This window comes from Ralstonia edaphi (assembly GCF_958350185.1).
Lineage (GTDB): Bacteria > Pseudomonadota > Gammaproteobacteria > Burkholderiales > Burkholderiaceae > Ralstonia > Ralstonia edaphi.
The window spans coordinates 273,123-297,363 of sequence record NZ_CATWHI010000005.1; the positions used below are offsets into that span (position 1 = coordinate 273,123).

The following is a 24,241-nucleotide window of genomic DNA, read 5'->3' on the forward strand; positions in this document are numbered from 1 at the left end:
CACTACCGGGTTTTCCGATCCCGACCGAGTGTTTGCGATGACGCAGGATGAACTGAAGGCGCTGGTAGCGCAGGCCGCAGCAGATTACGTATTGGCCAACGTGCCCGAGGGCGCCGTGCTGGGTGTCGGCACCGGCTCGACCGCCAACCTGTTCATCGACGCCATGGCGCCGCACAAGGCACGCTTCGCCGGCGCGGTGTCCAGCTCCGAGGCTTCGACGCGCCGCCTGCAGGGCCACGGCTTCACGGTGCTCGACCTGAATGAGGTCGATGCCATCCCCGTCTACGTAGACGGGGCTGACGAGATCGACGCCTCGGGCGCCATGATCAAGGGCGGTGGCGGTGCGCTCACACGCGAGAAGATCGTTGCCTCGGTCGCCAGCGTGTTTGTCTGCATCGCCGACGGCAGCAAGCTAGTTGAAACGATGGGTGCCTTCCCGTTGCCGGTGGAAGTGGTGCCCATGGCACGTGCAGCCGTGGCGCGCCAACTGGCTGCGCTGGGCGGTCAGCCGCGACTGCGCATGACCAAGGAAGGCCAGATCTACAAGACCGATAACGGCAACGTGATCATCGACGTGGTTGGCCTGTGCATCGCCGATCCGAAGGGTTTGGAATCGGTGATCAACGATATTCCGGGCGTGGTGACGGTCGGCTTGTTTGCCAAGCGCGGCGCTAACGTGCTCCTGCTGGGTACCGAAGCGGGAGTGCAGCGTCGCGATTTCTAATCGGTGCTCGCGCATTGTCGAAAAGCTGCCCACGCAAATGGGCGGCTTTTTTTTTTGTGGTCGTTGCGGCGTGTTGAATTGGCGCTGCCCAAACAAAAAGCCGTTCAGTTTTGCGCTGAACGGCTTTTTTATGGGTAACGGCAGATCAGGCCGACGGCGGCGGCACGTAGCCGGCGGCTTCGTCTGCACCGTCCCCGAAGAAGTACTTTTCGGTCTGCTTGAGCAGGTACTGGCGTGCGCGCGAATCCGCCATGTTCAGGCGGTTTTCGTTGATCAGCATGGTCTGGTGCTTGAGCCAGCCGGCCCACGCTTCCTTCGAGACGCTTTGCCAGATTTTCTTGCCCAGTTCGCCGGGCAGGGGCGGGAAGTCGAGACCTTCGGCTTCCTTGTTGAGCTTGACGCAGTGGACCATGCGGGCCATGGGGATTCCTCTTGTGTGGCGGGAGCGCCGCTCAAGCGCGACGCAGGTGCCGCTATTGTAAAGGCCGGGCGCCGCCGGGCTTGGATTCCACGACGCGCGCCAAGGGTTTAGAGCTTCTTCATCAGCACCATCGAGCGCCGCTGCCAGTTGTACAGCTTGCGGCGGTCTTCGGGCAGGTCGTCCACGCTCGCGCGCACGAAGCCGCGCTTGAGGAACCAATGTTCCGTCCGCGTGGTGAGCACGAACAGGCGCTTGAGGCCCAGCGCACGGGCGCGCACTTCGGTGTGCTTGAGCAGGCGTTCGCCGTCGCCGGTGCCCTGACTGTCGGGGGAGACGATGAGACAGGCCATTTCGGCCATGCCGTCCTTCGGGTACGGATACAGCGCTACGCAGCCAAAGATGATGCCGTCGTGCTCGATGACCGAGAAGTTGGCGATGTCGCGCTCCAGCAGCCGGCGTTCGCGCGGCACCAGCGTGCCGTCCGCCTCGAGCGGTTCGATGAGCGACACGATGCCGCCCACGTCGTCGAGCGTCGCATCGCGCAGGTATTCCAGATCGGTGTGCGACACCATGGTGCCCACGCCGTCGTGCAGGAACAGCTCCAGCAGGATGCTGCCGTCCAGCGCAAACGGGATGACGTGTGCCCGGCGCACGCCACCGCGCATCGCCTTGACGATGTGCTGCAGGTAATAGGCGGTGTCGTGCGACAGGCTGCCGTCGCGCAGGCGCTCGATGGCCGTTTCCATCGACAGGTCCTGCTGCAGCTTGCCCACGCGGTCCATGATGCCCGGCAGCTCCGTGATGAAGATGAGCTTGTCGGCCTTGAGCGCCGTGGCGGTGTTGGCGGCCACGTCTTCCATCGACAGGTTGAACGCCTGGCCCGTGGGCGAGAAGCCCAGCGGCGAGAGCAGCACGATCTTGCGGTTGGACAGCGAGTGCTGGATCGACTCCGCATCGATCTTGCGCACCAGTCCCGTGTGCTGGAAGTCCACGCCGTTGACGATGCCCACCGGCCGCGCCGTCACGAAGTTGCCCGACACGACGGACATGCGCGCGCCGGCCATCGGCGTATTCGGCAGGCCCTGGCTGAAGGCGGCTTCGATATCCAGGCGCAGTTCGCCGGAAGCTTCCTTGGCGGATTCCAGCGCGGCGCCGTCCGTCACGCGCACGCCATCCACGAACTGGGTTTTCACGTTGCGCAGGGCAAGCTGTTCTTCCACCTGCGGGCGCGAGCCATGCACCAGCACGATCCGCATGCCCATCGCATGCAACAGGGCGACATCGTTGACCAGGGCGCCCAGCATGCCCGCCTGGACCAATTCGCCGCCAAAGCCGATCACGAACGTCTTGTCGCGGAAAGAATGGATGTACGGCGCCACCTCGCGCAGCCAGTGCACGAACTGCTGCTGTTCGGGCGTGGGTGGAATCGGGGCGACGTCGACGGAGGCTGGCGTGTGCGCCACCAGGGAAACGCCGGAGGCGGGGGCGGAGGAACGAGCGGTCACGGGCGGAGGAGGAAAAGCGGCACGGGGCGCGGGCCGGCATAGGAAAGATGCGCGGATTATAATCCCGCCCGATGTCAGATTCCCACGCCCAGCCGCCCCGGCCACGCCCGGCGGCGCCCTCCCAGAAATCGCCGAAAGACACGCCGCCGCCCGAGCGAAAGCCCGGCGGCAATGGTCGTCCGCAGCGCCGCCCAAAGCCCTCCGCGGAAGAGCTCGCCGCGGCGCTGGAGGCGCGCCGCGCACGTGCGAACCGTGTCCCGCCGATCACGTTTCCCGAAGCGCTGCCCGTGTCGGCCCGGCGCGACGAAATCGCCGAGGCCATCGCCGCCAACCAGGTGGTGATCGTCTCGGGCGAAACCGGCTCCGGCAAGACCACGCAGTTGCCCAAGATCTGCCTGTCGATCGGACGAGGCATTGGCGCGGGCGGCACCGGGCTGATCGGCCATACACAGCCGCGCCGGATTGCCGCGACGTCTACCGCCAAGCGCATCGCCCAGGAAATCGGCACGCCGGTGGGCGAGCACGTCGGCTTCCAGGTGCGCTTCAACGACACGCTGTCTGCGGGTGCGTCGGTCAAGCTGATGACCGACGGCATCTTGCTGGCCGAGACGCAGAACGATCCGCTGCTGCGCGCCTACGACACGATCATCATCGACGAGGCGCACGAACGCAGCCTCAACATCGACTTCCTGATCGGCTATCTCAAGCAGCTTCTGCCGCGCCGGCCCGATCTCAAGGTGATCATCACCTCGGCCACCATCGACGCGCAGCGGTTTGCCGAGCACTTTGCCGGTCCAAAGGGGCCAGCGCCGGTTATCGAAGTCAGCGGCCGGCTGTATCCGGTCGAGGTGCGCTACCGCCCGATCCAGCGCGACGAGAACGACAAGGAGCGCGATCTTTACGAAGCGCTCGTCGATGCGGTGGACGAACTGGCCCGTGAAGGCCCGGGCGACGTGCTCATCTTCTTGCCTGGCGAGCGCGAGATTCGCGAGGCGGCCGAGGCGCTGCGCAAGCACCATCCGGCACATACCGAGATCCTGCCGCTGTTTGCGCGCTTGTCCGTGCAGGAGCAGGAACGTGTGTTCCGGCCGTCCAACGCGCGTCGCATCGTGCTGGCGACCAACGTGGCCGAAACGTCGCTGACGGTGCCGGGCATTCGCTACGTGGTCGATACGGGGCTGGCGCGCGTGAAGCGTTATTCGTATCGCAACAAGGTCGAGCAACTGCAGATCGAGCCGGTATCGCAGGCTGCGGCCAACCAGCGCGCCGGTCGTTGCGGCCGGGTCGCCGACGGCGTCTGCATTCGCCTGTATGACGAGGCGGATTTCATTGCGCGGCCGCGTTTCACCGATCCGGAGATCCTGCGTTCGTCCCTGGCGGCGGTCATCCTGCGCATGAAGGCGCTGCGGCTGACGGATGTCGAGCAGTTTCCCTTCATCGAGCCGCCGCTGGGCCGTGCCATTGCCGACGGCTATCAGCTCCTGCAGGAACTCGGTGCCGTCGACGATGAAAATGCGCTGACTCCGCTTGGCAAACAGGTTGCCCGCCTGCCGCTGGACCCGCGCGTGGCGCGGATGATCCTGGCGGGGCGTGACCATCAATGCCTGCGCGAGATGCTGATCATCGCGAGTGCCTTGTCGGTGCAAGACCCGCGCGAGCGCCCGCAAGAACTGCAACAGCAGGCCGATCAGGCGCACCGGCAGTTCGCCGACGAAAAATCGGAATTCCTCGGCTGGGTGAAGCTGTGGAAGTGGTTTGAAGAGGCCATCGCGCACAAGAAGTCGAACAAACAATTGCAGGATCAGTGCCGCTCGCACTTCCTGTCGCATGTGCGGCTGCGCGAATGGCGCGACGTGCATTCGCAGTTGCATACCACGGTGGCAGAGCAGGGCTGGAAGCTCAACGAATCCGACCCGACGTACGAGCAGCTGCACTTGGCGTTGCTGACGGGCCTGCTCGGCAACATCGGTGTGCGCATCGAGGAGGCCGACGGTAAGGGCCGCGAGTACCTCGGCGCGCGCGGCATCAAGTTCTTCCTGTGGCCGGGTTCGGTCATCGCGCGCAAGGCGGGCAAGTGGGTCGTGGCAGGCGAGCTGGTCGATACCAGCCGTCTGTTCGGCCGTACGCTGGCGCGCATCGAGCCGGAATGGGTGGAAAAGGTCGGCGCGCACCTGCTGAAGGTGTCGTGGAGCGATCCGCATTGGGAAAAGAAGGCCGGCCAGGTGATGGCCTTCGAGCGCGGCACGCTGTACGGACTGCCGATCTATCAACAGCGCCGCGTGCACTTCGGGCCAATGCAGCCGAAGGAGGCGCGCGAGATGTTCATCCGCCGCGCGCTGGTCGACGGCGAGTTCGAAACGCGCCTGCCGTTCTTCACGCACAACCAGCGCCTGGTGCGCGAGATCGAAAACCTCGAACACAAGTCACGCCGGCAAGACGTGCTGGTGGACGACGAGCTGATCTACGCGTTCTACGACAGCCAGATTCCGGCGGACATCTACAACACCGTGTCGTTCGAGCGCTGGTATGCCGAAGCCGCCAGCGCGGGTGGCAAGAGCGGCCAGAAGCTGCTGTACCTGAATCGTGACGACCTGATGCGACACGAGGCGGCCGGCATCACCACCGACCTGTTCCCGAAGGTGCTGCCGATTGCCGGCATCGACATGGGCCTGACGTATCACTTCGAGCCCGGCAGCCCGCGCGATGGCGTGACGCTGACCGTGCCTCTGTATGCGCTCAACCAGGTGCCCGCGCAACGCACCGAATGGCTGGTGCCGGGCATGCTCAAGGAGAAGGTGCATCTGCTGCTGAAGAGCTTGCCGCAGAAGCTGCGCCGCCATTGCGTGCCGCTGCCCGACTACGCCGCGGGATTTGTCTCGCGCGTGCGGTTGGGCGATGGCGACCTGCTTGACCGCTTGATTGCCGACGTGCGCGAGCAGACCGGCATCGCGCTCAAGCGCGCCGACTTCAAGCTCGAAACGCTGCCCGCGCATCACTTCATGAATTTCAAGGTGATTGACGAGCACGGTCGCCAGCTCGACATGGGGCGCAATCTGGCCCAGCTGCGGGCGGAACTCGGCGGCCGCGCGCAGCAGACCTTCCAGTCGATCGCCGCGCAGGATGCCGCCGTGGCCGGCGCTCAGAACGACGGCGCCAAGCCCGGCAAGGCAGGTAAGAGCGGCAAGTCGGAAGCGCCGGCCAACGCCGCGCTGTACTCTGGCCTGACGACCTGGAATTTCGGCGAGTTGCCGGAACTGCTGGAAGTCCGCAAGGGCAACCAGACGCTGTTCGGCTATCCGGCGCTCGTCGATGCCGGCGACCACTGCGATGTGGAAGTCTTCGACGACCCGGCCGAAGCCGCGCGCATCCATCGCCTGGGCCTGCGGCGATTGTTTGCGATTCAACTGCGCGAGCCGTTGAAATACCTGGAAAAGAACATTCCGGGCCTGTCGCAGATGGCGATCCAGTTCATGAACCTCGGTACGCAGGATGAGTTGCGCGACCAGATCCTGGATGCCACGCTGGAGCGCGCCTGCCTGCAAGACCCGCTGCCGACCGATGACGCCAGCTTCGGTGCCCGCAAGGACGAAAGCCGCGCACGCCTGACGTTGTTGGCACAGGAAATTGCGCGGCTGGTCGGCGCGATCCTGGCCGAATACGCGCAACTGCCGCGCAAAATGCAGATCGCCAAGCCGTTTGCCGCGGCCACCGCCGATATCGACGCACAGCTCAGGACGCTGATGCACAAGCGCTTCATCGAGGCGACGCCGTATGCGCAGTTGCAGCACTTCCCGCGTTACCTGAAGGGCATCGCGCTGCGCATCGACAAGCTCAAGGCGGACCCGGCGCGCGACACGCAGCGCATGCAGGAGATGGCGCCGCTCATCCAGCAATACCAACGTGCCGAGAAGGCGCTGCGCGTGCAAGGGCAGGGCGGCAGCGACCCCCGCATGGAAGAGTTCCGCTGGATGCTTGAGGAACTACGCATCGCCCTGTTTGCACAGGAGTTGCGCACGCCGGTGCCGATGTCGGTCAAGCGGCTGCAGAAGGTGTGGGAATCAATGCAGCGGTAGCTCGCCGTGCGTTGTGGGGAGCGAGGAAAGTTCCCGCTTTCTTTTTTTGATTTGTGTCAGCGGTGGCGTAAATGCGAGCGTTAGAATGGCTGGCTAAGTTGCTGAATCTTCTCGTTATGTCTGCCTTGCGCGCCTCGTTTGCCTCCCGTTGGTTTTCCACGCTGGTCCTGTCGGCCGCTGCTCTGATGGCACCGCATGCGGCGCGTGCTGAAGTCGTCACCGTGCTGAACTCGGGCGACGCAACCGTCTCTTTGATCGACAAGGACACCCGCAAGGTGCTCGAGACGTTCCCGATCGGCAAGGAGCCGCACCACCTGATCGCGACGCCTGACGAAAAGTCGTTGATCGTCGCCAACGCCGTCGGCAACGACCTCGTTTTCCTTGATCCCGTCACAGGCAAGATTCAGCAGCGCGTGCCGCGCATCGACGATCCTTACCAGATCGGCTTCTCGCCTGACCAGAAGTGGTTCCTGACCACGGGCAACCGTCTGGACCGCATCGACATTTACCGCTGGGACGGCCATGCGCTGACCATCGCGAAGCAAATTCCAGCGGCCAAGACGCCCAGCCACATTGCCTTTACCGCCGACAGCAAGATCGCGTTCGTCACCGTGCAGGATTCCAACGAGGTGATGGCCATCGACCTGCCCACGCAGAACGTGATGTGGCGCATGACCATTGGCTCCGCGCCAGCCGGCGTGTGGGTGACGACTGACCAGAAATACCTGCTGGTCGGCATGACCGGCGCCGATTACGTCGAAGTAATCGACTGGCACACCCGCACCAGCGTGAAGCGCATCCCCACCGGCAAGGGCGCGCACAACTTCCGTGCGCTGGGCGACAAGCGCCACCTGTTCCTGTCGAACCGCGTGTCCGGCACGATCAGCATCATCGACCAGCAAACGCTGACCAAGGTGGGCGACATCACCGGCCTGCCGCCCGGCCCCGACGATATGGAATTGACCGCCGACGGCAAGCAACTGTGGGTGACCTGCCGCTGGGCAAAGCGCGTGGCAATCGTCGACGTCGCAAGCCGCAAGGTGGTGGAAGAGATCAAGGTTGGGCGCTCGCCGCATGGTATTTACTTCCGCACGCGCGCTCCGCTGATTTGAGCGTCACGAGACGACGATGAAATCCGGCCTGTCGATGTTGCGCGCTGCAGCTGCCACGGCTGCGCTGGCGCTGTGCGCATTGGCCACGGCTGCGCCCGGTGGGGTGAATGCCGGTGCGTGCAAGGGCACCGTCTACCTGACATTCGACACCGGCAGCATGAGCCAGGCGCAGTTGATTGCCGATACGCTGCGTCGTCATCGCATTCACGCCACGTTTTTCCTGGCCAACGAGAAAACCATCCACGGCGACAGCACGTTGGATGACGGCTGGGCACCCTATTGGAAATCGCTTGCCGCCGACGGCCACGCCTTCGGCACACACACCTTTGATCACGTCTACTACAAGGGCGAGGCCGGGGCAGGCAAGGTCCGTTTCCGCCCGCAGTTTGGCGAGCAGGGCGGACGCAATGTTGTGTGGGGCGAGCCTGAATTCTGTGCAGAGCTGAAACGCAGCGCCGAGCGTTTCAAGGCCATGACCGGTCAGTCGATGGACCCGCTGTGGCGGGCGCCAGGAGGTCATCTTTCGGCAACGACGGAAGGCTGGGCCAAGCAATGCGGGTTTGCCCACGTTGCCTGGGCGCCCGCCGGTTTCCTGGGCGACGAGTTGCCGTCGGAGCGTTATCCGAACGACGCGCTGTTGCAGAAGGCGCTATCCAGCCTGCGCGATGGCGACATCACCATGGCGCATCTGGGCATCTGGTCGCGCAAGGATCCGTGGGCGCCGGCGGATCTGGAACCGTTGATCATCGGCCTGGAACGCAAGGGTTTCTGCTTTGCCACGCTGCGCGATCATCCGCAGTACCAGGCCTGGTTTGCTGCCCACCCGGCACGCACAGCGGCACGCTGACATGTTCGACTGGATCGCCGACACCTTCACGCAAGCGCAGGACGTGCTCTTCCAGCACGTCGTGATGCCGATCACCTATGCCATCGGCCTGGGCGGTTACGTTGAAGATGCCTACCCAGGCACCGAGTGGCTGCTGATGGGGCTGGTGCAGATCGCGGTGCTGCTGCTGATCTTCCGCCCGCTGGAGCGCTGGCGTCCGGTGGAGCCGCTGCAAGACCGCAAGGCCGTGCGCGCCGACATCTTCTACACACTCTTTCACCGCCTGGGTTTCTTCCCGCTGCTGATGTTTTTCACGCTGCAGCCGCTAATCGACGACCTCGACGGCAAGCTGCGTTTCTGGGGCTGGGCGCATCTGAACGTCGAAGACTGGTGGCCCGGCGTCACGTCCGTCGCTGTCGTCAGCTTTCTGATCTACCTGGTGTTGTTCGACCTGCTCGACTACTGGTATCACCGTCTGTCGCACAAATTCCACTGGTGGTGGAACCTGCACTCGTTGCATCACAGTCAGCAGCAGATGACGCTGTGGTCCGATGACCGCAACCACATCCTCGACGATGTGCTGCATGGTGCGGTGTTTGCCATTGCGGCGCTGGTCATCGGGGTTGAACCCTCGCAATACGTGCTGCTGGTGGCCATTTCGCAGTTACTGCAAAGCCTGCAGCACGCCAACGTGCGGTTGCATTTCGGGTGGCTCGGCGACCGGCTGCTGATCTCGCCACGCTTCCATCGGCTGCATCACGCAATTGGGCTGGGGCATGAGGTGCCGGGCAAGCCTGGCGTGCTGGGCGGCTGCAACTTTGGCGTGCTCTTCCCGTGGTGGGACATGCTGTTCGGCACCGCCATCTTCTCGCCCGAGTACCACGCCACCGGTATCCGCGACCAACTTCCCGCGCCGCACGGGCGCTCGCGCGACTACGGGCGCGGCGTGCTGCGTCAGCAGTGGCTCGGCGTCAAGCGCCTGTTCGGTCGGGCGTAAAGCCCGGGCGGGGCAGCGCCTGCGTCATGTCCGCACGCTGTGCTAGGCTGTTCGCTCCCTGATTTCCCGATTCCTGCATGAACGACCTGATTCGCTCATTTGGCCGCGCGCTGCTTTCGCAACTGCATCCGCGCATGCTGTTCCTGACGGTTCTGCCGTTCGTCGTGGCTGTGGTGGTCTGGGGCGGCGTGCTGTATTTCGGCTGGGATGCCATGAACGGCATGGCTCGCAACGCCGTGGAAGGCTGGGCCTTTATGGGCTGGATCAAGAGCGGCCTCAACGCCATTGGCATGGCAGGCTTGTGGTCGGCCATCGCGCCGCTGCTCGTGATCACCTTGCTGGTACCGGTGATTGTCGTGTCGATTCTCGTGCTGGTGAGCGTAGCGTCGGTGCCGGTGGTCATGCGTTTTCTTGATCGCAGCTATCCGCAGCTTGAGCGTCGCAAGGGCGGCTCGGTGCTGGGCAGTCTGACGCATGCACTGCTATGCACGCTGGTGGTCATCCTGGTGGCCATCGTTACGCTGCCGTTGTGGCTGATTCCGCCGTTCTTCGCGCTGATCCCCCCGCTGCTGTGGGGTTGGCTTACATACCGCTTGATGACTTACGACGCGCTGGCTGACCACGCTACCGCTGAAGAGCGCCGCGCGATCATGCAGCGCTATCGGCTGCCGCTTCTGGGTATCGGCGTAGCCGTTGGCATGCTCGGCTCGGCACCGACGCTGCTGTGGGTCTCGTCGGTGGTGACGATTGTGCTGTTCCCGATCATCGCCATCGCCGTCATCTGGCTCTATGTGCTGATCTTTGTCTTCTCGGCGCTGTGGTTCGGCCATTTCTGCTTGCGCGCGCTGACGCGTCTGCGCGCCGAAGCGCCGTCTGCGCGCATGGTCGATGTCAGCGTGATTGAGGTCACGACCATCGACCTGCCTCGCGAATAATCAAAAAAACCATCGGAACTGACATGGCTTTCGGCATGATCATCATCGGCGACGAGATCCTCTCCGGCCGCCGCGAAGACAAGCACCTGCGCAAGCTGATCGAAGTGCTCGGGGAGCGCGGCCTGACGTTGGAGTGGGCCGAGTACGTCGGCGACCAGCCTGCGCGCATCACAAACGTACTCAAGCGTACGTTTGCCAGCGATGACGTGGTGTTCTGCACTGGTGGCATCGGCGCCACGCCCGATGACCACACGCGCCAATGCGCCGCTGCCGCACTGGGCGTGCCGTTGGAGCTGCATCCGGAGGCGCGTGAGCAGATCGCGCTGCGCATCGCCGAGTCGGCCAACGGCGACCCGGTCAAGGCGGATGTCTCAACGCCCGAAAACCAGCACCGCTTCAAGATGGGCGAGTTTCCGCAGGGCGCGCGCATCATTCCGAACAGCTATAACCGCATCCCCGGTTTCTCGGTCGCGCATCACCATTTCATGCCGGGTTTTCCGGTGATGGCGTGGCCGATGATGGAGTGGGTGCTCGACACCTATTACGCCGATCAATTCCACCGCGCGCCGCGCGAGGAGCGCTCGTTCCTGGTGTTCGGCCTGCCGGAGTCGCGGCTCACGCCGCTGATGGAGCGCATCGAAGCAGAGTTCGATGGCGTGAAGGTCTTCAGCCTGCCTAGCGTGGGCGACGCGGCGCGCGGCGAGCGCTATGCCCGCTCGCACATCGACCTGGGCGTGAAGGGAGCGCCGGAAGCCGTAGCGAGCGCCTATCTGGTGCTGCGAGAGGGCGCGTTGGCGCTGGGCGGAGAAATTTTCGAGGCGGGTGCCCCCGCCGGTTCCTGACGCCGTTTTCGTTAGGCGCCGTGCCAGGGCAGACCACGGAAGCACCAGCCTTCCACGGTCTTGCGGTGGCCTTCGGTGTCTTTGGCGCCCTCGAAACCCTCCAATACATCCATCGCGATAGCGTAGCCGGCCTGCGCGGCTGCAGCCGCAGCGTGCTTGGAGCGCGCCGCGCTGCGGCACAGGAACAGCACGGGAGCATCCTTGGGCACGGCCGCTTCCAGCGCGCTGAGGAAGTTGGCATTGCGCACGCCGCCCGGATACTGATTCCACTCCACATGCACGAACTGGCCGGGCGAAACGTCGGGCGTGCCCACCCAGTCCAGTTCTGCGCGCGTGCGCACATCCACGAGGCGCGCTTGCGGGTCCGCGGCCAGCAGGGCGGCAGCTTCTTGTGGCGACAGCGCGCCGAAGTACGGCAGCTGATCAGCCTCGCGGCGAGCGGCGGCGGCTTCCAGCAGGGACTCGCGGGTGAGCGTGGTGGCGGTCATGGCGATCTGGGGAAATAGGAAACAATCATTCTAGCGCCGCCGTCATAGGGCACGGGCGAAAATCCCAAAATTGGTGCGGTCGCACCATGAATGCACTTATACGGTGCTTTATGGGTTTTTCAGCACCTATTCGGTGCGTTGACTATTCTGCCAGGACAGCTTCAGCCCTTCCTCCGGTCCGGTCGTAGCGGCGCCAGTCGGGCGGTGTGGGAGGCCTGCGCACCGTGTCAGACATGGGCTGGCGCAGCCCTGCACTGTTTGCGGGAGCGCATGCCCCTTGGCGATCGGGAATTGGCATAGTTTCTGCTAAGATTCCCGCGGTCTTTTTCGGGGGCGTCCGTTCGTGTCGGATGACCTTGCTGGAAAGAAGATGTTTCGGAGTGAGGGCGAGTTGCGGCCGATTGCGCGGCGAACCGTCACACAACCGGCTCACAATACTTTGCGTTATTGCGCTACCAGGAGAATGGCATGTCCCAAAGCATTGCAGACGTGATGAAGCTCGTGAAGGAAAACGACGTCAAGTTCGTCGATTTCCGCTTCACCGATACCAAGGGTAAGGAGCAGCACGTCTCGGTCCCCGTTTCGCACTTCGACGAAGACAAGTTCGAAAGCGGCCACGCGTTCGACGGCTCGTCGATTGCCGGCTGGAAGGGCATCGAAGCGTCGGACATGCTGCTGGTCCCGGATGCAAACACCGCACACGTCGACCCGTTCTACGAAGAACCGACCCTCGTCCTGACCTGCGACGTGGTCGAACCGTCGGACGGCAAGGGCTACGACCGCGATCCGCGCTCGATCGCCAAGCGCGCTGAAGCCTACCTGAAGAGCACCGGCCTGGGCGACACTGCCTACTTCGGTCCGGAGCCCGAATTCTTCATCTTCGACGGCGTGACCTGGAACATCGACATGCAGGGTTGCTTCGTGAAGATCAATTCCGAAGAAGCTCCGTGGTCGTCGGGCAAGGACTTCGAACACGGCAACTCGGGCCACCGTCCGGGCAAGAAGGGCGGCTACTTCCCCGTCGCCCCGATCGACACGTTCCAAGACATGCGCTCGGAAATGTGCCTGATCCTGGAATCGCTGGGCATTCCGGTCGAAGTGCACCACCACGAAGTCGCAGGCCAAGGCCAGAACGAAATCGGCACGAAGTTCAGCACGCTGGTGCAACGCGCCGACTGGACTCAACTGCAGAAGTACGTGATCCAGAACGTGGCACACACCTACGGCAAGACCGCCACGTTCATGCCGAAGCCGGTCGTGGGCGACAACGGTTCGGGCATGCACGTTCACCAGTCGATCTGGAAGGACGGCCAGAACCTGTTCGCTGGCAACGGCTACGCCGGCCTGTCGGAATTCGCTCTGTACTACATCGGCGGCATCATCAAGCACGCTCGCGCGCTGAACGCCATCACCAACCCGGGTACGAACTCGTACAAGCGTCTGGTGCCGGGCTTCGAAGCTCCGGTCAAACTGGCTTACTCGGCACGTAACCGTTCGGCTTCGATCCGTATTCCGTACGTTGCGAACCCGAAGGGCCGCCGTATCGAGACGCGCTTCCCGGATCCGCTGATGAACCCGTACCTGGGCTTCTCGGCACTGATGATGGCCGGCCTGGATGGCGTGCAGAACAAGATCCACCCGGGCGAAGCTGCCGACAAGAACCTGTACGACCTGCCGCCGGAAGAAGACGCAAAGATCCCGACCGTGTGCTCGAGCCTGGATCAGGCCCTCGAGTACCTGGACAAGGACCGCGAATTCCTGACCCGCGGTGGTGTGTTCTCCAACGCCATGCTCGACGCCTACATTGAGCTGAAGATGGAAGAAGTCACGCGCTTCCGCATGACGACGCACCCGCTCGAGTTCGAGATGTACTACTCGCTGTAATCTGCGAGCGCCCCGAGCGATGTGTCGGGGCGAAGAGACGGTTGTGAGAGGAGGGGCGGCGCAGGTCGCCCTTCCTTTTTATGAAGCGGGGTTTTGTGGCTAGAATGATCGTCCGCCGGACTCCGGCGCCCGATCGACGTATCCGCCAGGTTCCATTCATGTTCCGTCCTTCCCCACGCATCGCATCCGGACTGCTTGCCGCCGCTGCGGCGGTGTTTGCCACGCTGTCTGTGCAGGCACCCGCGTACGCCGATGACGTCTATCTGTGCACCGGTCCGAACGGCGTGCCGGAGTACCGCAACAGCGGCAATGTGAAAGGCTGCAAGAAGTTGACGCTGCCGGATGTGGTGACTGTCCCTGGCACGCGCAGCCCGCGCAGTGCAGGGGCTGCACCCGCGCCGGCGCAAAACAATGCAGGCGGTGGTTTCCCCCGCGTGGACAACGCCACGCAGAAGGCACGTGACGGTGAACGCCGCCAGGTGCTGGAAGCCGAGCTGGCAGACGAGGAGCGCAAGCTCCAGGCGTTGAAGGCCGAATACAACAACGGCCAGCCCGAGCGCCAGGGCAATGAACGTAACTATCAGAAGTATCTGGACCGCACCGCGCAGTTGAAGGGCGACATCGAACGCAGCCAGGCCAATGTCGATTCCATCCGCCGGGAGCTGGGCAATCTCAAGGACTAGATGAACCATGCGTCGACTGATCCGCAAAGCGGCACGCCGCGATGAACAGGAACAGACGACGCCATCCGCGCCGTCAGCCTTCGCCACCGGCGTGGAAGTCTCCGCAGGTGCGCCCATCGACGGGCCGCCGCCGATTCCGTTTTCACATGGTGCACCGCCATCGTTCCCCGGGCTCGACGCGGTGCCCAATCCCATCCTCTTCGTCCGCCATCCGGCGCTGACGATTTTCTACGCCAATCCCGCCGCTGAAGCCGCGCTGGCCGTGTCCCGCCGTCAGTTGGTGGAGATGTCGTTGTACGAGCTGTTTGCCGATCCGTCGGAGCTGGCGGAGATGATCGCCACCGTGGCGGCTCGCCAGTTCGATGCCAAGCGGCGCGACGTGTCACTCGACCGTGTGGGCCATGAGCCGCTGCACGCGCACGCCGTGGTCGGTGCACTGGACTTTGCCCCAGGATCGGTGCTGCTTGAGCTGCTGCCGAACGAGCAGAAGATCCGCAGCGAGCGCGAGGAGCGCTTGCTGGACCTGACCTCTGCCAACAAAGAGCTGATCCGCAACCTGGCTCATGAGATCAAGAACCCGTTGGGCGGCATTCGCGGCGCGGCGCAGTTGCTGGAGTTCGAACTGCCGGAGCGCTCGCTGCGCGAGTACACGCAGGTCATCATCAAGGAATCCGACCGGCTGCAGACGCTGGTCGACCGCCTGCTCGAACCGCACCGGCATCCGCATATCGTGGGCGATGTGAACATCCACGAGGTGCTGGAGCGCGTGCGCTCCGTGGTGCTGGCGGAGTTCCCCCAGGGCCTGCGGATCGTGCGCGACTATGACGCGAGCCTGCCGGAGTTCCGAGGCGACAAGGAGCAGCTCATCCAGGCGGTGCTCAACATCGTTCATAACGCGGCACATGCGCTGGGCCCTCGCATTGCGCAGGGCGATGGCGAAATCATCTTGCGCACTCGCGTGGCACGCAAAGTTACGATTGCAAAACGTCTTTACAAGCTGGCATTGGACTTGCATGTAGTGGACAACGGTCCTGGTATCCCGGACGACATCCGCGAGCGAATCTTCTTCCCGCTGGTGTCAGGAAGGGAGGGGGGAAGTGGGCTGGGCCTGACACTCGCGCAGACGTTCGTGCAGCAGCACGACGGACTGATCGAATGCGAGAGCAGGCCAGGTCAGACGGATTTCCGCATTCTCGTGCCGCTGCATTGAGCGTCAGCTTCAACGACGCAGCGCGAGAAGGCCCAGGCGAGACGAAGTCAAGCAGACGAACCAACACATGAAGCCAATCTGGATAGTCGACGACGATCAATCCATCCGCTGGGTCCTCGAGAAGGCGCTCGCACGTGAGAGCCTGCTCTCGCGCAGCTTTACCAACGTGCGCGACGCGCTCAACGCGCTCGACGAAGAAACACCGCAAGTCCTGATTTCCGACGTCCGCATGCCGGGCGGTTCGGGGCTCGATCTGCTGCAGGCCATCAAGACCAAGCATCCCGGACTGCCGGTCATCATCATGACGGCGTATTCGGACCTGGACAGCGCCGTAGCAGCGTTCCAGGGCGGTGCGTTCGAGTACCTGGCCAAGCCGTTCGACGTGGATCGCGCGGTCGAGTTGATCCGCCGGGCGCTGGAAGAGAGCCTGCGCGAAGAGGAAATCGACGATCGCCTGAGCGATGCGCCGGAGATTCTCGGTCAGGCGCCGGCCATGCAGGATGTGTTCCGCGCGATTGGGCGGCTGTCGCAGTCGAACGTGACCGTGCTGATCACCGGGGAGTCGGGCACGGGTAAGGAACTGGTAGCGCGGGCGCTGCATAAGCACAGCCCGCGTGCGAGCGGCCCCTTCATCGCGCTGAACACGGCGGCGATTCCGAAAGACCTGCTCGAATCCGAGCTGTTCGGCCATGAGCGTGGCGCCTTTACGGGCGCGCAGACCATGCGCCGCGGGCGCTTCGAACAAGCCGAGGGCGGCACGCTGTTCCTCGACGAAATCGGCGACATGCCGTTCGATCTGCAGACGCGGTTGCTGCGCGTGCTGTCGGATGGGCATTTCTATCGCGTGGGCGGTCACAACCCGCTCAAGGCCAACGTGCGCGTCATTGCGGCTACGCACCAGAATCTTGAAACACGGGTCAAGGACGGCCTGTTCCGCGAGGACTTGTTCCACCGCCTGAACGTGATCCGTCTGCGCTTGCCCGCGCTGCGCGAGCGCCCGGAAGACATCACGCTGCTGGCCCGCCATTTCCTGCAGAAGAGCGCCAAGGAGCTGGGCGTGGAGCCCAAGCGCATGTCGGACGATGCGCTGGCACATATCGCCACGCTGCCGTTCCCCGGCAACGTGCGGCAACTCGAAAACCTCTGCAACTGGTTGACCGTGATGGCGCCGGCGCAGACCATCGAGGCCAAGGACCTGCCCGCTGACCTGGTGCGTGGCAATGCGCAGATGCTGCCGGCCATGGGCGATGCCCCGGCGCGCCCCGCCTTCATCGGCGAGCCGTCGCATGGTGGCGAACCGTATGGCGTGACGCCGTCGGTCGATACGTTGCTTTCGACGACTTCAGTAGGGGCATCCATCGCTGCAGGCTGGGAGCGCGCGCTTGCGGGCGAGGCCAAGGCCATGCTCGAGGCTGGCCAGCCCGATGTGATGGACGCGCTCACGCGTCGCTTCGAGAAGGCGATCCTCGAGGCTGCGCTTGGTGTCACGCGCGGTCGTCGTGTTGAGGCTGCAACGCGGCTGGGCATCGGCCGCAACACCATCACGCGCAAATTGCAGGAGCTGGGCTTCGACTGACGCACCGTCAGCAGGGCCAGTCCACCGAATATCGTCGAGCTTGGCGATTGGGATTGGGCGGATTTCCGATATGGGAATCCGCCTCTTTTTTTTGTGCGTGAATAGGGGTGCGCTTAGTGCAGCTTGTGCTTCAACTGGGACAGTTCTTCGTGGGCGCGCATCACGGCAGATTCCACGGACTGGTCTACCTTGCCGGTGGCGTTCTGGCAGGCCATTTTCGCGCGATCGGAATACGCTTCCAGCCTGTCGACGGCCTCGACGAAGGTCTGCTGGTCTTCAGCACCTTCCAGCCGTGAGTGGCATTGGCGGGCTTGGTCATCCAGTTGCTGGATCGATTGCTTCAGCGAGTCAGGCACGTCCTTGTGCGACGCACAGGTCCGGGCCAGTTCGGCGATGGTGCTTTCCGCATGTTCAAAACGCTGGCGCAGTTTCTCTGTTTGCATAGAGGGCTCCTGTCGGTTGCGTGAAAAGGCGTCGCGCCGCATGCACCGTTGTGAGGCCGTCACATGGTGCAAAGCGGTGCAACGCCCAATTTCGGCGCAAGCGGCGTGCCGTGTGCGGCAGACAACGCCAAACTCCAGTTCGTGTCGCGGTACGAGGATTTCGCCTCAGGCGCGCGGCGCGGGCAGGGCGAGGGATCGCGCTTCCAGGATGCGCTCGGCGACTTCGGCAAAGCCGCCGCCGCCTTCGGCCTCGGTGAGGTACGCCGGTGGCATGGGCAGCGTATCGATCACGTCCAGTACATTGGCCACGCCCACCGAAAGTGGGAAGAACTCGAACATTGCCGCATCGTTGGCGGAGTCGCCTACGAACACCCAACGGTCGCGCTCGGCATGTAGGTCAAGGCCGAATGCGCGGCGTGCGAGCGATACGCTGGCGCTCAGCTTGTCGTGCTTGCCGAACCAGCCGTTGACGTGGATCGAGCTGACGGTGGCATGCATCCCGTGCGTGCGCATGATGTCGACGATGTGCTGTACGGCGTGCTGCGGCAGCGGCGGGACTTGCTCGGCATGATCGACAGCCAGATCGGCAGCGTGCCACGCCTGGTCCGTCGCCAGGGCTGAGCCCGGCACTGCGCGCCGGATCTCCGCACCCACTTCACGAATGCGCTCCAGATTGCGTGCGCGTGTTTGGGCGTCGTCGACAAAATCGGTCGCCAGATGCCCGCGCGAATCGACGCGCATGGCAAACGCGCCGTTTTCGCCGATCACGGCATCGACGGGCCACAGCCGCGCAATGACTTCGCACCAGGCAATCGACCGGCCCGTGACCGGCACGACCTTGATGCCAGCCCGATGCAGCCGCTCCAGCGCGGAGTACGTCTGCGCGGGAAGCTTCCCCCTCGTGGTGAGGGTTCCATCCACGTCGGTGAAGACGCCTGTGATATTGCGCAGTGCATCATCCGGGAGCTGATGCAAGGGCAGCGGAACACGTCGCTCGGCGATGACCGGCGTGGTTTCAGGCGAGTCCGGAGCGGCAGGAGTGGCGGGTGGGGCGAGCATGCTGCGGGTGCAATAGAGAGTGTCTTCAATCCATTCTAACGGCCGTTGCAAGCCAAACCTTGGAGGGATTTCCCGATTTCTTTGTGACAGAAAGCCAAGTAACATCCCGCTGTCATAAAAATGACCGACCGTGCATTTACAGTCGGCGCGCCGTGGGCGGAGCGAGGGAGCCCGCCGGGTCGAAACAAGGAGAAATGATGTCGATCAAGAAGATTGCGGGGGCCGCAGCAGTACTGGCCGCGTGTACGTTTGCGCAGGGCGCGTACGCAGTGACGGAAATCCAGTGGTGGCATTCGATGGAAGGCGCCTTGAACGACAAGGTGAACGAGATCGCCACCAAGTTCAACGCCAGCCAGTCCGACTACAAGATCGTGCCGGTCTACAAGGGCCAGTACGATGAATCGCTGGCGGCGGGCATCGCGGCCTTCCGCGCCGGCAATGCACCGGCCATCCTGCAGGTGTTCGAGGTCGGTACCGCAACGATGATGAACGCCAAGGGCGCTATCGTGCCGGTCGCCAAGATCATGAAGGACGCCGGCGAGAAGTTTGACCCGAAGGCCTACGTGCCGGCCGTGGCGGGTTATTACACGTCGAACAAGGGCGAGATGCTGTCGTTCCCGTTCAACAGCTCGACGACGATCATGTATTACAACAAGGACGCCTTCAAGAAGGCCGGCCTTGACCCGAACAAGCCGCCCGCAACGTGGCAGGAAGTGGCTGTCGACGCGGCCAAGCTGAAGGCAGCGGGCGTGGCCTGTGGCTACACGACCGACTGGCAGTCGTGGGTGCATCTGGAGAGCTTCTCGGCGTGGCACAACGTGTCGTTCGCCACGGAGAACAACGGCTTTGGTGGTGCCAAGGCTCGCTTGAACTTCAATGGCCCGGTGCAGATCAAGCACATCGAGAACCTGCAGGACATGCAGAAGAAGGGCTACTTCACCTACGCCGGCCGCAAGGACGAGCCGAAGGCGAAGTTCATCGCCGGCGAGTGCGCCATGCACACGGGTTCGTCGGCAGCGCTGGCGAACATCCGCAAGAACGCCAAGTTCAGCTTCAGCCCCGCACCGCTGCCGTACGAAGCCGGCGTGCCTGGAGCCCCGCAGAACACCATCATCGGCGGCGCTTCGCTGTGGGTGATGGGCGGCCACAAGGCTGAGGAGTACAAGGGCGTGGCGAAGTTCTTCACGTTCCTGTCGCGTCCCGAAGTGCAGGCCGACTGGCACCAGTCGACGGGTTATCTGCCTGTGACGCTGGAAGCGTATGAACTGACGAAAAAGTCCGGCTACTACGACAAGAACCCGGGCGCCGATGTGGCCGTCAAGCAGATGATCGTCAAGACGACCGACAAGTCGCGCGGCATCCGTCTGGGCAACTTCCCGCAGATTCGTCAGGTGATCGACGAAGAGCTGGAATCGGTCTGGGCCGGCAAGAAGACGCCGAAGGAAGCGCTGGACACGGCTGTGTCACGCGGCAACGAGCTGCTCGTCCGCTTCGAAAAGACCGTCAAGGAATAAGCGCCGATTCAGCGCTCGTCTAAACCGCCGGCCTCGTGCGCTTGCACCGGCCGGCGGTGCGTTTTTGGAATGTCGCATGGAAAAACGCGTCGTTTTTCGATCGCGCTGGTTGCCGTATGTGCTGGTGGCCCCGCAGATCGTCATCACTCTGGTGTTCTTCTTCTGGCCGGCCGGGCAAGCGCTGTATCAGTCGCTGCTGCGCCAGGATGCTTTCGGCATCAACCTCGAATTCGTGTGGCTGGAGAACTTTCATGATCTCTTCAACGATCCGACCTACCTCGGGTCGTTCCAGACCACAGCCGTGTTCGCCATTGGCGTCGCTCTGGTCGGTCTCGGCACTTCGCTGGCGCTGGCGTACTTTGCCGACCGTGCGCTGCGTGGCGCCACGTTCTACAAGACCCTGCTGATCTGGCCGTACGCGATTGCGCCGGCCGTTGCGGGCGTGCTGTGGAGCTTCCTCTTCAACCCCTCGCTGGGCATCGTCTCGTTCGTGATCCGCAAGTTGGGCGTGGACTGGAACTTCGTGCTCAACGGCGGGCAGGCGCTGACGCTGGTGGTCATCATCGCGGCCTGGAAGCAGATCAGCTACAACTTCCTCTTCTTCCTCGCGGGTCTGCAAAGCATTCCGAAGTCGCTGATCGAAGCGGCGGCCATTGACGGCGCCGGGCCGTGGAAGCGCTTCTGGTCGATCGTGTTCCCGCTGCTGTCGCCCACCACGTTTTTCCTGATGGTGGTGAACGTCGTGTACGCGTTCTTCGACACCTTCGCCATCATCGATTCGGTCACGCAGGGCGGGCCGTTCAAGGCGACGGAGACGCTCGTGTTCAAGGTCTACCAAGACGGCGTGCGCGGTCTCGATATCGGCGGATCGGCGGCGCAGTCGGTGATCCTCATGGGCCTGGTGATCGTGCTGACGATCGTCCAGTTCCGCTATGTCGAACGCAAAGTCCAATACTGAAAGGAGGGCACCGCACCATGATTGAACGCCGTCCGTTCCTGGACTTCCTCACCCACGTCGTGCTGATTCTCGGTGTGATCGTCGTGGCGTTTCCGGTGTACGTCGTGTTCGTCGCGTCGTCGTTGACGGCCGAAGACGTCCTGCAGGCGCCCATGACGCTGATCCCCGGTCCGCACCTCATCGAAAACTACCGCACGGTGCTCACGTCGGGCATGGGCAACTCAGCCACGCCGGTCGGCACGATGCTCATGAACAGCCTGATCATGGCGCTGGGCATCTCGCTCGGGAAGATCGCGATCTCCATCATCTCGGCCTTCGCGATCGTCTATTTCAAGTTCCCGCTGCGCAAGACATTCTTCTGGCTCATCTTCGTCACGTTGATGCTGCCGGTGGAAGTGCGGATCCTGCCCACGTACAAGGTCGTGTCGGATCTTGGCATGCTGAACAGCTACGCGGGCCTGACGATTCCGATCATCGCCTCGGCCACGGCAACGTTCCTGTTCCGGCAGTTCTTCCTGACGATTCCCGATGAACTGGCGGAAGCTGCGCGCATCGATGGCGCGGGGCCGCTCAAGTTCTTCTGGGATGTGGTGCTGCCGCTTTCGCGCACCAGCATCGCGGCACTGTTCGTGATCCAGTTCATCTACGGCTGGAACCAGTACCTCTGGCCGCTGCTGATCACGACAGAAAAGAACATGACTCCCATCGTGCTGGGCGTGACGCAAATGATCTCCCGCTCCGGCGATTCCGCCACCGACTGGAACCTGCTGATGGCCACCGTGATGCTGGCCATGCTGCCGCCCGCGGCAATCGTGATCGGCATGCAGCGGTGGTTCGTGAAGGGCCTCGTCGAAACCGAAAAGTAAAAGAAGCAAGATGGCAAAACTTTCGCTACGCAACGTCCAGAAGCACTACGCCAACCTCCAGGTCGTGCACGGCATCGACATGGAAATCGGCGACGGGGAGTTCATCGTCATCGTCGGCCCGTCGGGCTGCGGCAAGTCCACGCTGCTGCGCATGGTGGCGGGCCTCGAGCCCATCACCGGCGGCGAAGTCTGGATTGGCGACCGCGTCGTCAACGAACTTGAGCCGGCCGAGCGCGATATCGCGATGGTGTTCCAGAACTACGCGCTGTATCCGCACATGAGCGTGTTCGACAACATGGCCTACGGGCTGAAGATCCGCGGCTTGCCCAAGAGCGATATTCAAGCCCGTGTGGAGCAGGCCGCGGGCATTCTCGAACTGGGCAAGCTGCTGGATCGCAAGCCGCGCCAGCTCTCGGGCGGCCAACGCCAGCGTGTGGCCATGGGCCGCGCGATCGTGCGTGAGCCGGCCGTGTTCCTGTTCGATGAGCCGCTCTCCAACCTTGACGCCAAGCTTCGCGTGCAGATGCGCCTGGAGCTGAAGGATCTGCATCGCCGTTTGCGCACGACGAGCCTGTACGTCACGCACGATCAGGTCGAAGCGATGACGCTGGCCGATCGCATGATGGTGCTCAACGGTGGCCGGGTCGAGCAGATCGGCACACCGCTTGAGGTGTACTCGCGTCCGGCGAGCACGTTCGTGGCCGGTTTTATCGGCTCGCCGCCGATGAACCTCGTGCCCGTGTCGCGCAACGCCGGTGGCGACACGCAGATCCGGGTGGATGGCGCGAAGCAGGGGGATGCAGCCGCCACGCTCGGCCACTTGCCGATGGGCCTTCATCTGCCCGAGCGCGCGCTGATGGGTTTGCGCCCCGAACACATCGAACCATGCTCCGCTGACCAAGCCATCGCCTTGATCGACGTACGCGTGGTCGAAGCGCTCGGCGCGGACGCGTTTGCGTACGGCACGCTGGCCGGTCATCCGGTCGTGGTTCGTCTTGAGCCGCACGCCAGCGTCAAGGCTGGTGACAAGCTGCCGATCACCGCCTCGGCCGAGCACCTGCACTGGTTCGATCCGCAAACCACGCGCCGCATCGAGGCCCTGGCATGACGGGCGCGCGCGCCTTGCCGGCCTGGCCGTATCCGCGTGCCATCGCGCACCGTGGCGCGGGCAAGCTGGCGCCCGAGAACACGCTCGCGGCGTTCCGCCATGGCGCGTCGTTCGGCTACCGCATGTTCGAGTTCGACGTGAAGCTCGCCGGCGACGGCGCATCGGTCCTGCTGCACGACGCCACGCTGGATCGCACCACGAACGGCGCCGGCCGCCTTGATGCGCTCACGCTTGCGCAGATCGCGCAACTGGACGCCGGCAGTTGGCACAGCCCTGCCTACGCCGGCGAGCCAGTGCCCACGCTCGCAGCCATCGCGCGCTACCTGCGCGCCAACAACTTCCTGGCCAATATCGAGATCAAGCCGGTGCCTGGCGCGGAGTGGCGCACGGGCGCCGCTGTCGCGCTCGACGCCCGCACGCTGTGGGCCGGCGCCGACGTGCCGCCGCTGCTGTCGTCGTTTTCCGAAGACGCGCTGGCAGCCGCACGCGAGGCCGCGCCGGAATTGCCCCGCGCATTGCTGCTCGACAAACTGCCTGCCGATTGGCTTGATCGCCTGCACGCTTTGGATTGTGTTGCCCTCGACGCCAATCATCGCGAACTGACACCCGAGATCATTGACGAGGCACACGCCGCGGGGTTTCGCGTGTGCTGCTATACCGTCAACGACCTGGATCGCGCGCAGTGGCTCTGGGGTGCAGGGCTGGACGGCCTGATCACCGACTGGGTCGACCGTATTTCGCCCGCCTGAATGTGATGGAAGCATGGCTTTGACGTGGCATAACAACGGTCCTTTGTCACGTCAAAGAATCGGAATATTGCTTATAAACATGCTATGCTTCCCCTCCGTGAAGACTTAGGTCCTTCCCGCACAACTTGTCTGTAAAAGCTGTCTCGGTACCTCCTTTCTGCCTTGCGCGATCCGGTCCGACCAGGTGATTTCAGGCGATTTAGTTTGCGATCCGCTAACCGGTCAAGCCGTGTCGCGGAAGGTTGATGAACCCGCTGAACTCCGGCAG

Annotated in this window: 21 protein-coding genes; 16 read left to right on the forward strand and 5 right to left on the reverse strand. The window is 63.5% G+C overall.

Going from position 1 to position 24,241, the window contains the following annotated elements:
* Positions 1 to 37: 37 nt before the first annotated feature.
* Entirely contained in the window at positions 38 to 724 is a 687-nt protein-coding gene (gene rpiA / locus R2669_RS18810) for a ribose-5-phosphate isomerase RpiA (protein WP_316901699.1), read from the forward strand.
* 145 nt (positions 725 to 869) lie between these two features.
* Here the strand turns inward: rpiA and R2669_RS18815 are convergent, their stop codons facing one another.
* Positions 870 to 1,145, reverse strand: coding sequence for an oxidative damage protection protein (locus R2669_RS18815; protein WP_147213497.1), 276 nt, complete (start codon positions 1,143 to 1,145; stop codon positions 870 to 872).
* A 107-nt stretch (positions 1,146 to 1,252) separates the two neighbouring features.
* Positions 1,253 to 2,650 (reverse strand): amino-acid N-acetyltransferase, encoded by a 1,398-nt coding sequence (gene argA / locus R2669_RS18820; RefSeq protein ID WP_430708825.1) that lies wholly within the window; start codon positions 2,648 to 2,650, stop codon positions 1,253 to 1,255.
* Between the two features lie 71 nt (positions 2,651 to 2,721).
* On the opposite strand from argA, the gene hrpA reads away from it, so the two are divergent.
* The 6 genes from hrpA to R2669_RS18850 all read left to right on the forward strand — a co-directional run bounded on the left by hrpA (position 2,722) and on the right by R2669_RS18850 (position 11,435).
* Entirely contained in the window at positions 2,722 to 6,723 is a 4,002-nt protein-coding gene (gene hrpA, locus R2669_RS18825; RefSeq protein WP_316901701.1) for an ATP-dependent RNA helicase HrpA, read from the forward strand.
* 116 nt (positions 6,724 to 6,839) lie between these two features.
* The gene (locus R2669_RS18830) at positions 6,840 to 7,835 is read left to right on the forward strand and encodes a YncE family protein (protein ID WP_316901703.1); all 996 of its coding nucleotides are present in this window, start codon (positions 6,840 to 6,842) and stop codon (positions 7,833 to 7,835) included.
* Between the two features lie 16 nt (positions 7,836 to 7,851).
* On the forward strand, positions 7,852 to 8,682 hold the full coding sequence (locus tag R2669_RS18835; protein WP_316901705.1) for a polysaccharide deacetylase family protein: 831 nt from the start codon (positions 7,852 to 7,854) through the stop codon (positions 8,680 to 8,682).
* 1 nt (position 8,683) lies between these two features.
* Complete coding sequence (locus tag R2669_RS18840) at positions 8,684 to 9,658, forward strand: sterol desaturase family protein (RefSeq protein ID WP_316901706.1); 975 nt, start codon at positions 8,684 to 8,686, stop codon at positions 9,656 to 9,658.
* A 77-nt stretch (positions 9,659 to 9,735) separates the two neighbouring features.
* The gene (locus tag R2669_RS18845; protein WP_147213503.1) at positions 9,736 to 10,593 is read left to right on the forward strand and encodes an EI24 domain-containing protein; all 858 of its coding nucleotides are present in this window, start codon (positions 9,736 to 9,738) and stop codon (positions 10,591 to 10,593) included.
* 23 nt (positions 10,594 to 10,616) lie between these two features.
* Complete coding sequence (locus R2669_RS18850) at positions 10,617 to 11,435, forward strand: competence/damage-inducible protein A (protein WP_147213504.1); 819 nt, start codon at positions 10,617 to 10,619, stop codon at positions 11,433 to 11,435.
* 11 nt (positions 11,436 to 11,446) lie between these two features.
* On the opposite strand, the gene R2669_RS18855 is transcribed toward R2669_RS18850, so the two are convergent.
* Positions 11,447 to 11,923 carry a rhodanese-like domain-containing protein gene (locus R2669_RS18855; protein ID WP_147213505.1) on the reverse strand — a complete coding sequence of 159 codons (477 nt, stop codon included), beginning with the start codon at positions 11,921 to 11,923 and terminating at the stop codon, positions 11,447 to 11,449.
* Positions 11,924 to 12,391: 468 nt separating this feature from the next.
* On the opposite strand from R2669_RS18855, the gene R2669_RS18860 reads away from it, so the two are divergent.
* From R2669_RS18860 to ntrC, 4 genes are all read left to right on the forward strand, one after another.
* Entirely contained in the window at positions 12,392 to 13,807 is a 1,416-nt protein-coding gene (locus R2669_RS18860; protein WP_147213506.1) for a 3-hydroxylaminophenol mutase, read from the forward strand.
* Positions 13,808 to 13,965: 158 nt separating this feature from the next.
* Positions 13,966 to 14,490: a hypothetical protein gene (locus R2669_RS18865; protein ID WP_024975940.1), complete on the forward strand. Its 525-nt coding sequence runs from the start codon at positions 13,966 to 13,968 to the stop codon at positions 14,488 to 14,490.
* A 7-nt stretch (positions 14,491 to 14,497) separates the two neighbouring features.
* A complete protein-coding gene (gene glnL / locus R2669_RS18870; RefSeq protein WP_147213507.1) occupies positions 14,498 to 15,700 on the forward strand; it encodes a nitrogen regulation protein NR(II) in 1,203 nt (400 codons plus the stop codon).
* A 67-nt stretch (positions 15,701 to 15,767) separates the two neighbouring features.
* A complete protein-coding gene (ntrC, locus tag R2669_RS18875; protein ID WP_147213509.1) occupies positions 15,768 to 17,276 on the forward strand; it encodes a nitrogen regulation protein NR(I) in 1,509 nt (502 codons plus the stop codon).
* Between the two features lie 113 nt (positions 17,277 to 17,389).
* Here the strand turns inward: ntrC and R2669_RS18880 are convergent, their stop codons facing one another.
* Positions 17,390 to 17,719 (reverse strand): hypothetical protein, encoded by a 330-nt coding sequence (locus tag R2669_RS18880; RefSeq protein ID WP_147213510.1) that lies wholly within the window; start codon positions 17,717 to 17,719, stop codon positions 17,390 to 17,392.
* A gap of 165 nt (positions 17,720 to 17,884) precedes the next feature.
* Complete coding sequence (locus R2669_RS18885; protein WP_316901708.1) at positions 17,885 to 18,778, reverse strand: HAD family hydrolase; 894 nt, start codon at positions 18,776 to 18,778, stop codon at positions 17,885 to 17,887.
* A 197-nt stretch (positions 18,779 to 18,975) separates the two neighbouring features.
* Between R2669_RS18885 and ugpB the strand changes: the two genes are divergently transcribed.
* From ugpB to ugpQ, 5 genes are all read left to right on the forward strand, one after another.
* Positions 18,976 to 20,292 (forward strand): sn-glycerol-3-phosphate ABC transporter substrate-binding protein UgpB, encoded by a 1,317-nt coding sequence (ugpB, locus tag R2669_RS18890; protein WP_147213513.1) that lies wholly within the window; start codon positions 18,976 to 18,978, stop codon positions 20,290 to 20,292.
* A gap of 76 nt (positions 20,293 to 20,368) precedes the next feature.
* Complete coding sequence (gene ugpA, locus R2669_RS18895) at positions 20,369 to 21,250, forward strand: sn-glycerol-3-phosphate ABC transporter permease UgpA (RefSeq protein ID WP_316887932.1); 882 nt, start codon at positions 20,369 to 20,371, stop codon at positions 21,248 to 21,250.
* Between the two features lie 17 nt (positions 21,251 to 21,267).
* Positions 21,268 to 22,116, forward strand: coding sequence for a sn-glycerol-3-phosphate ABC transporter permease UgpE (gene ugpE, locus R2669_RS18900; protein ID WP_027677598.1), 849 nt, complete (start codon positions 21,268 to 21,270; stop codon positions 22,114 to 22,116).
* 10 nt (positions 22,117 to 22,126) lie between these two features.
* Positions 22,127 to 23,224 carry a sn-glycerol-3-phosphate import ATP-binding protein UgpC gene (locus tag R2669_RS18905; protein WP_316901709.1) on the forward strand — a complete coding sequence of 366 codons (1,098 nt, stop codon included), beginning with the start codon at positions 22,127 to 22,129 and terminating at the stop codon, positions 23,222 to 23,224.
* Complete coding sequence (gene ugpQ / locus R2669_RS18910; RefSeq protein WP_316901711.1) at positions 23,221 to 23,973, forward strand: glycerophosphodiester phosphodiesterase; 753 nt, start codon at positions 23,221 to 23,223, stop codon at positions 23,971 to 23,973. The genes R2669_RS18905 and ugpQ overlap by 4 nt, the downstream gene beginning before the upstream one ends.
* Positions 23,974 to 24,241: the final 268 nt, after the last annotated feature.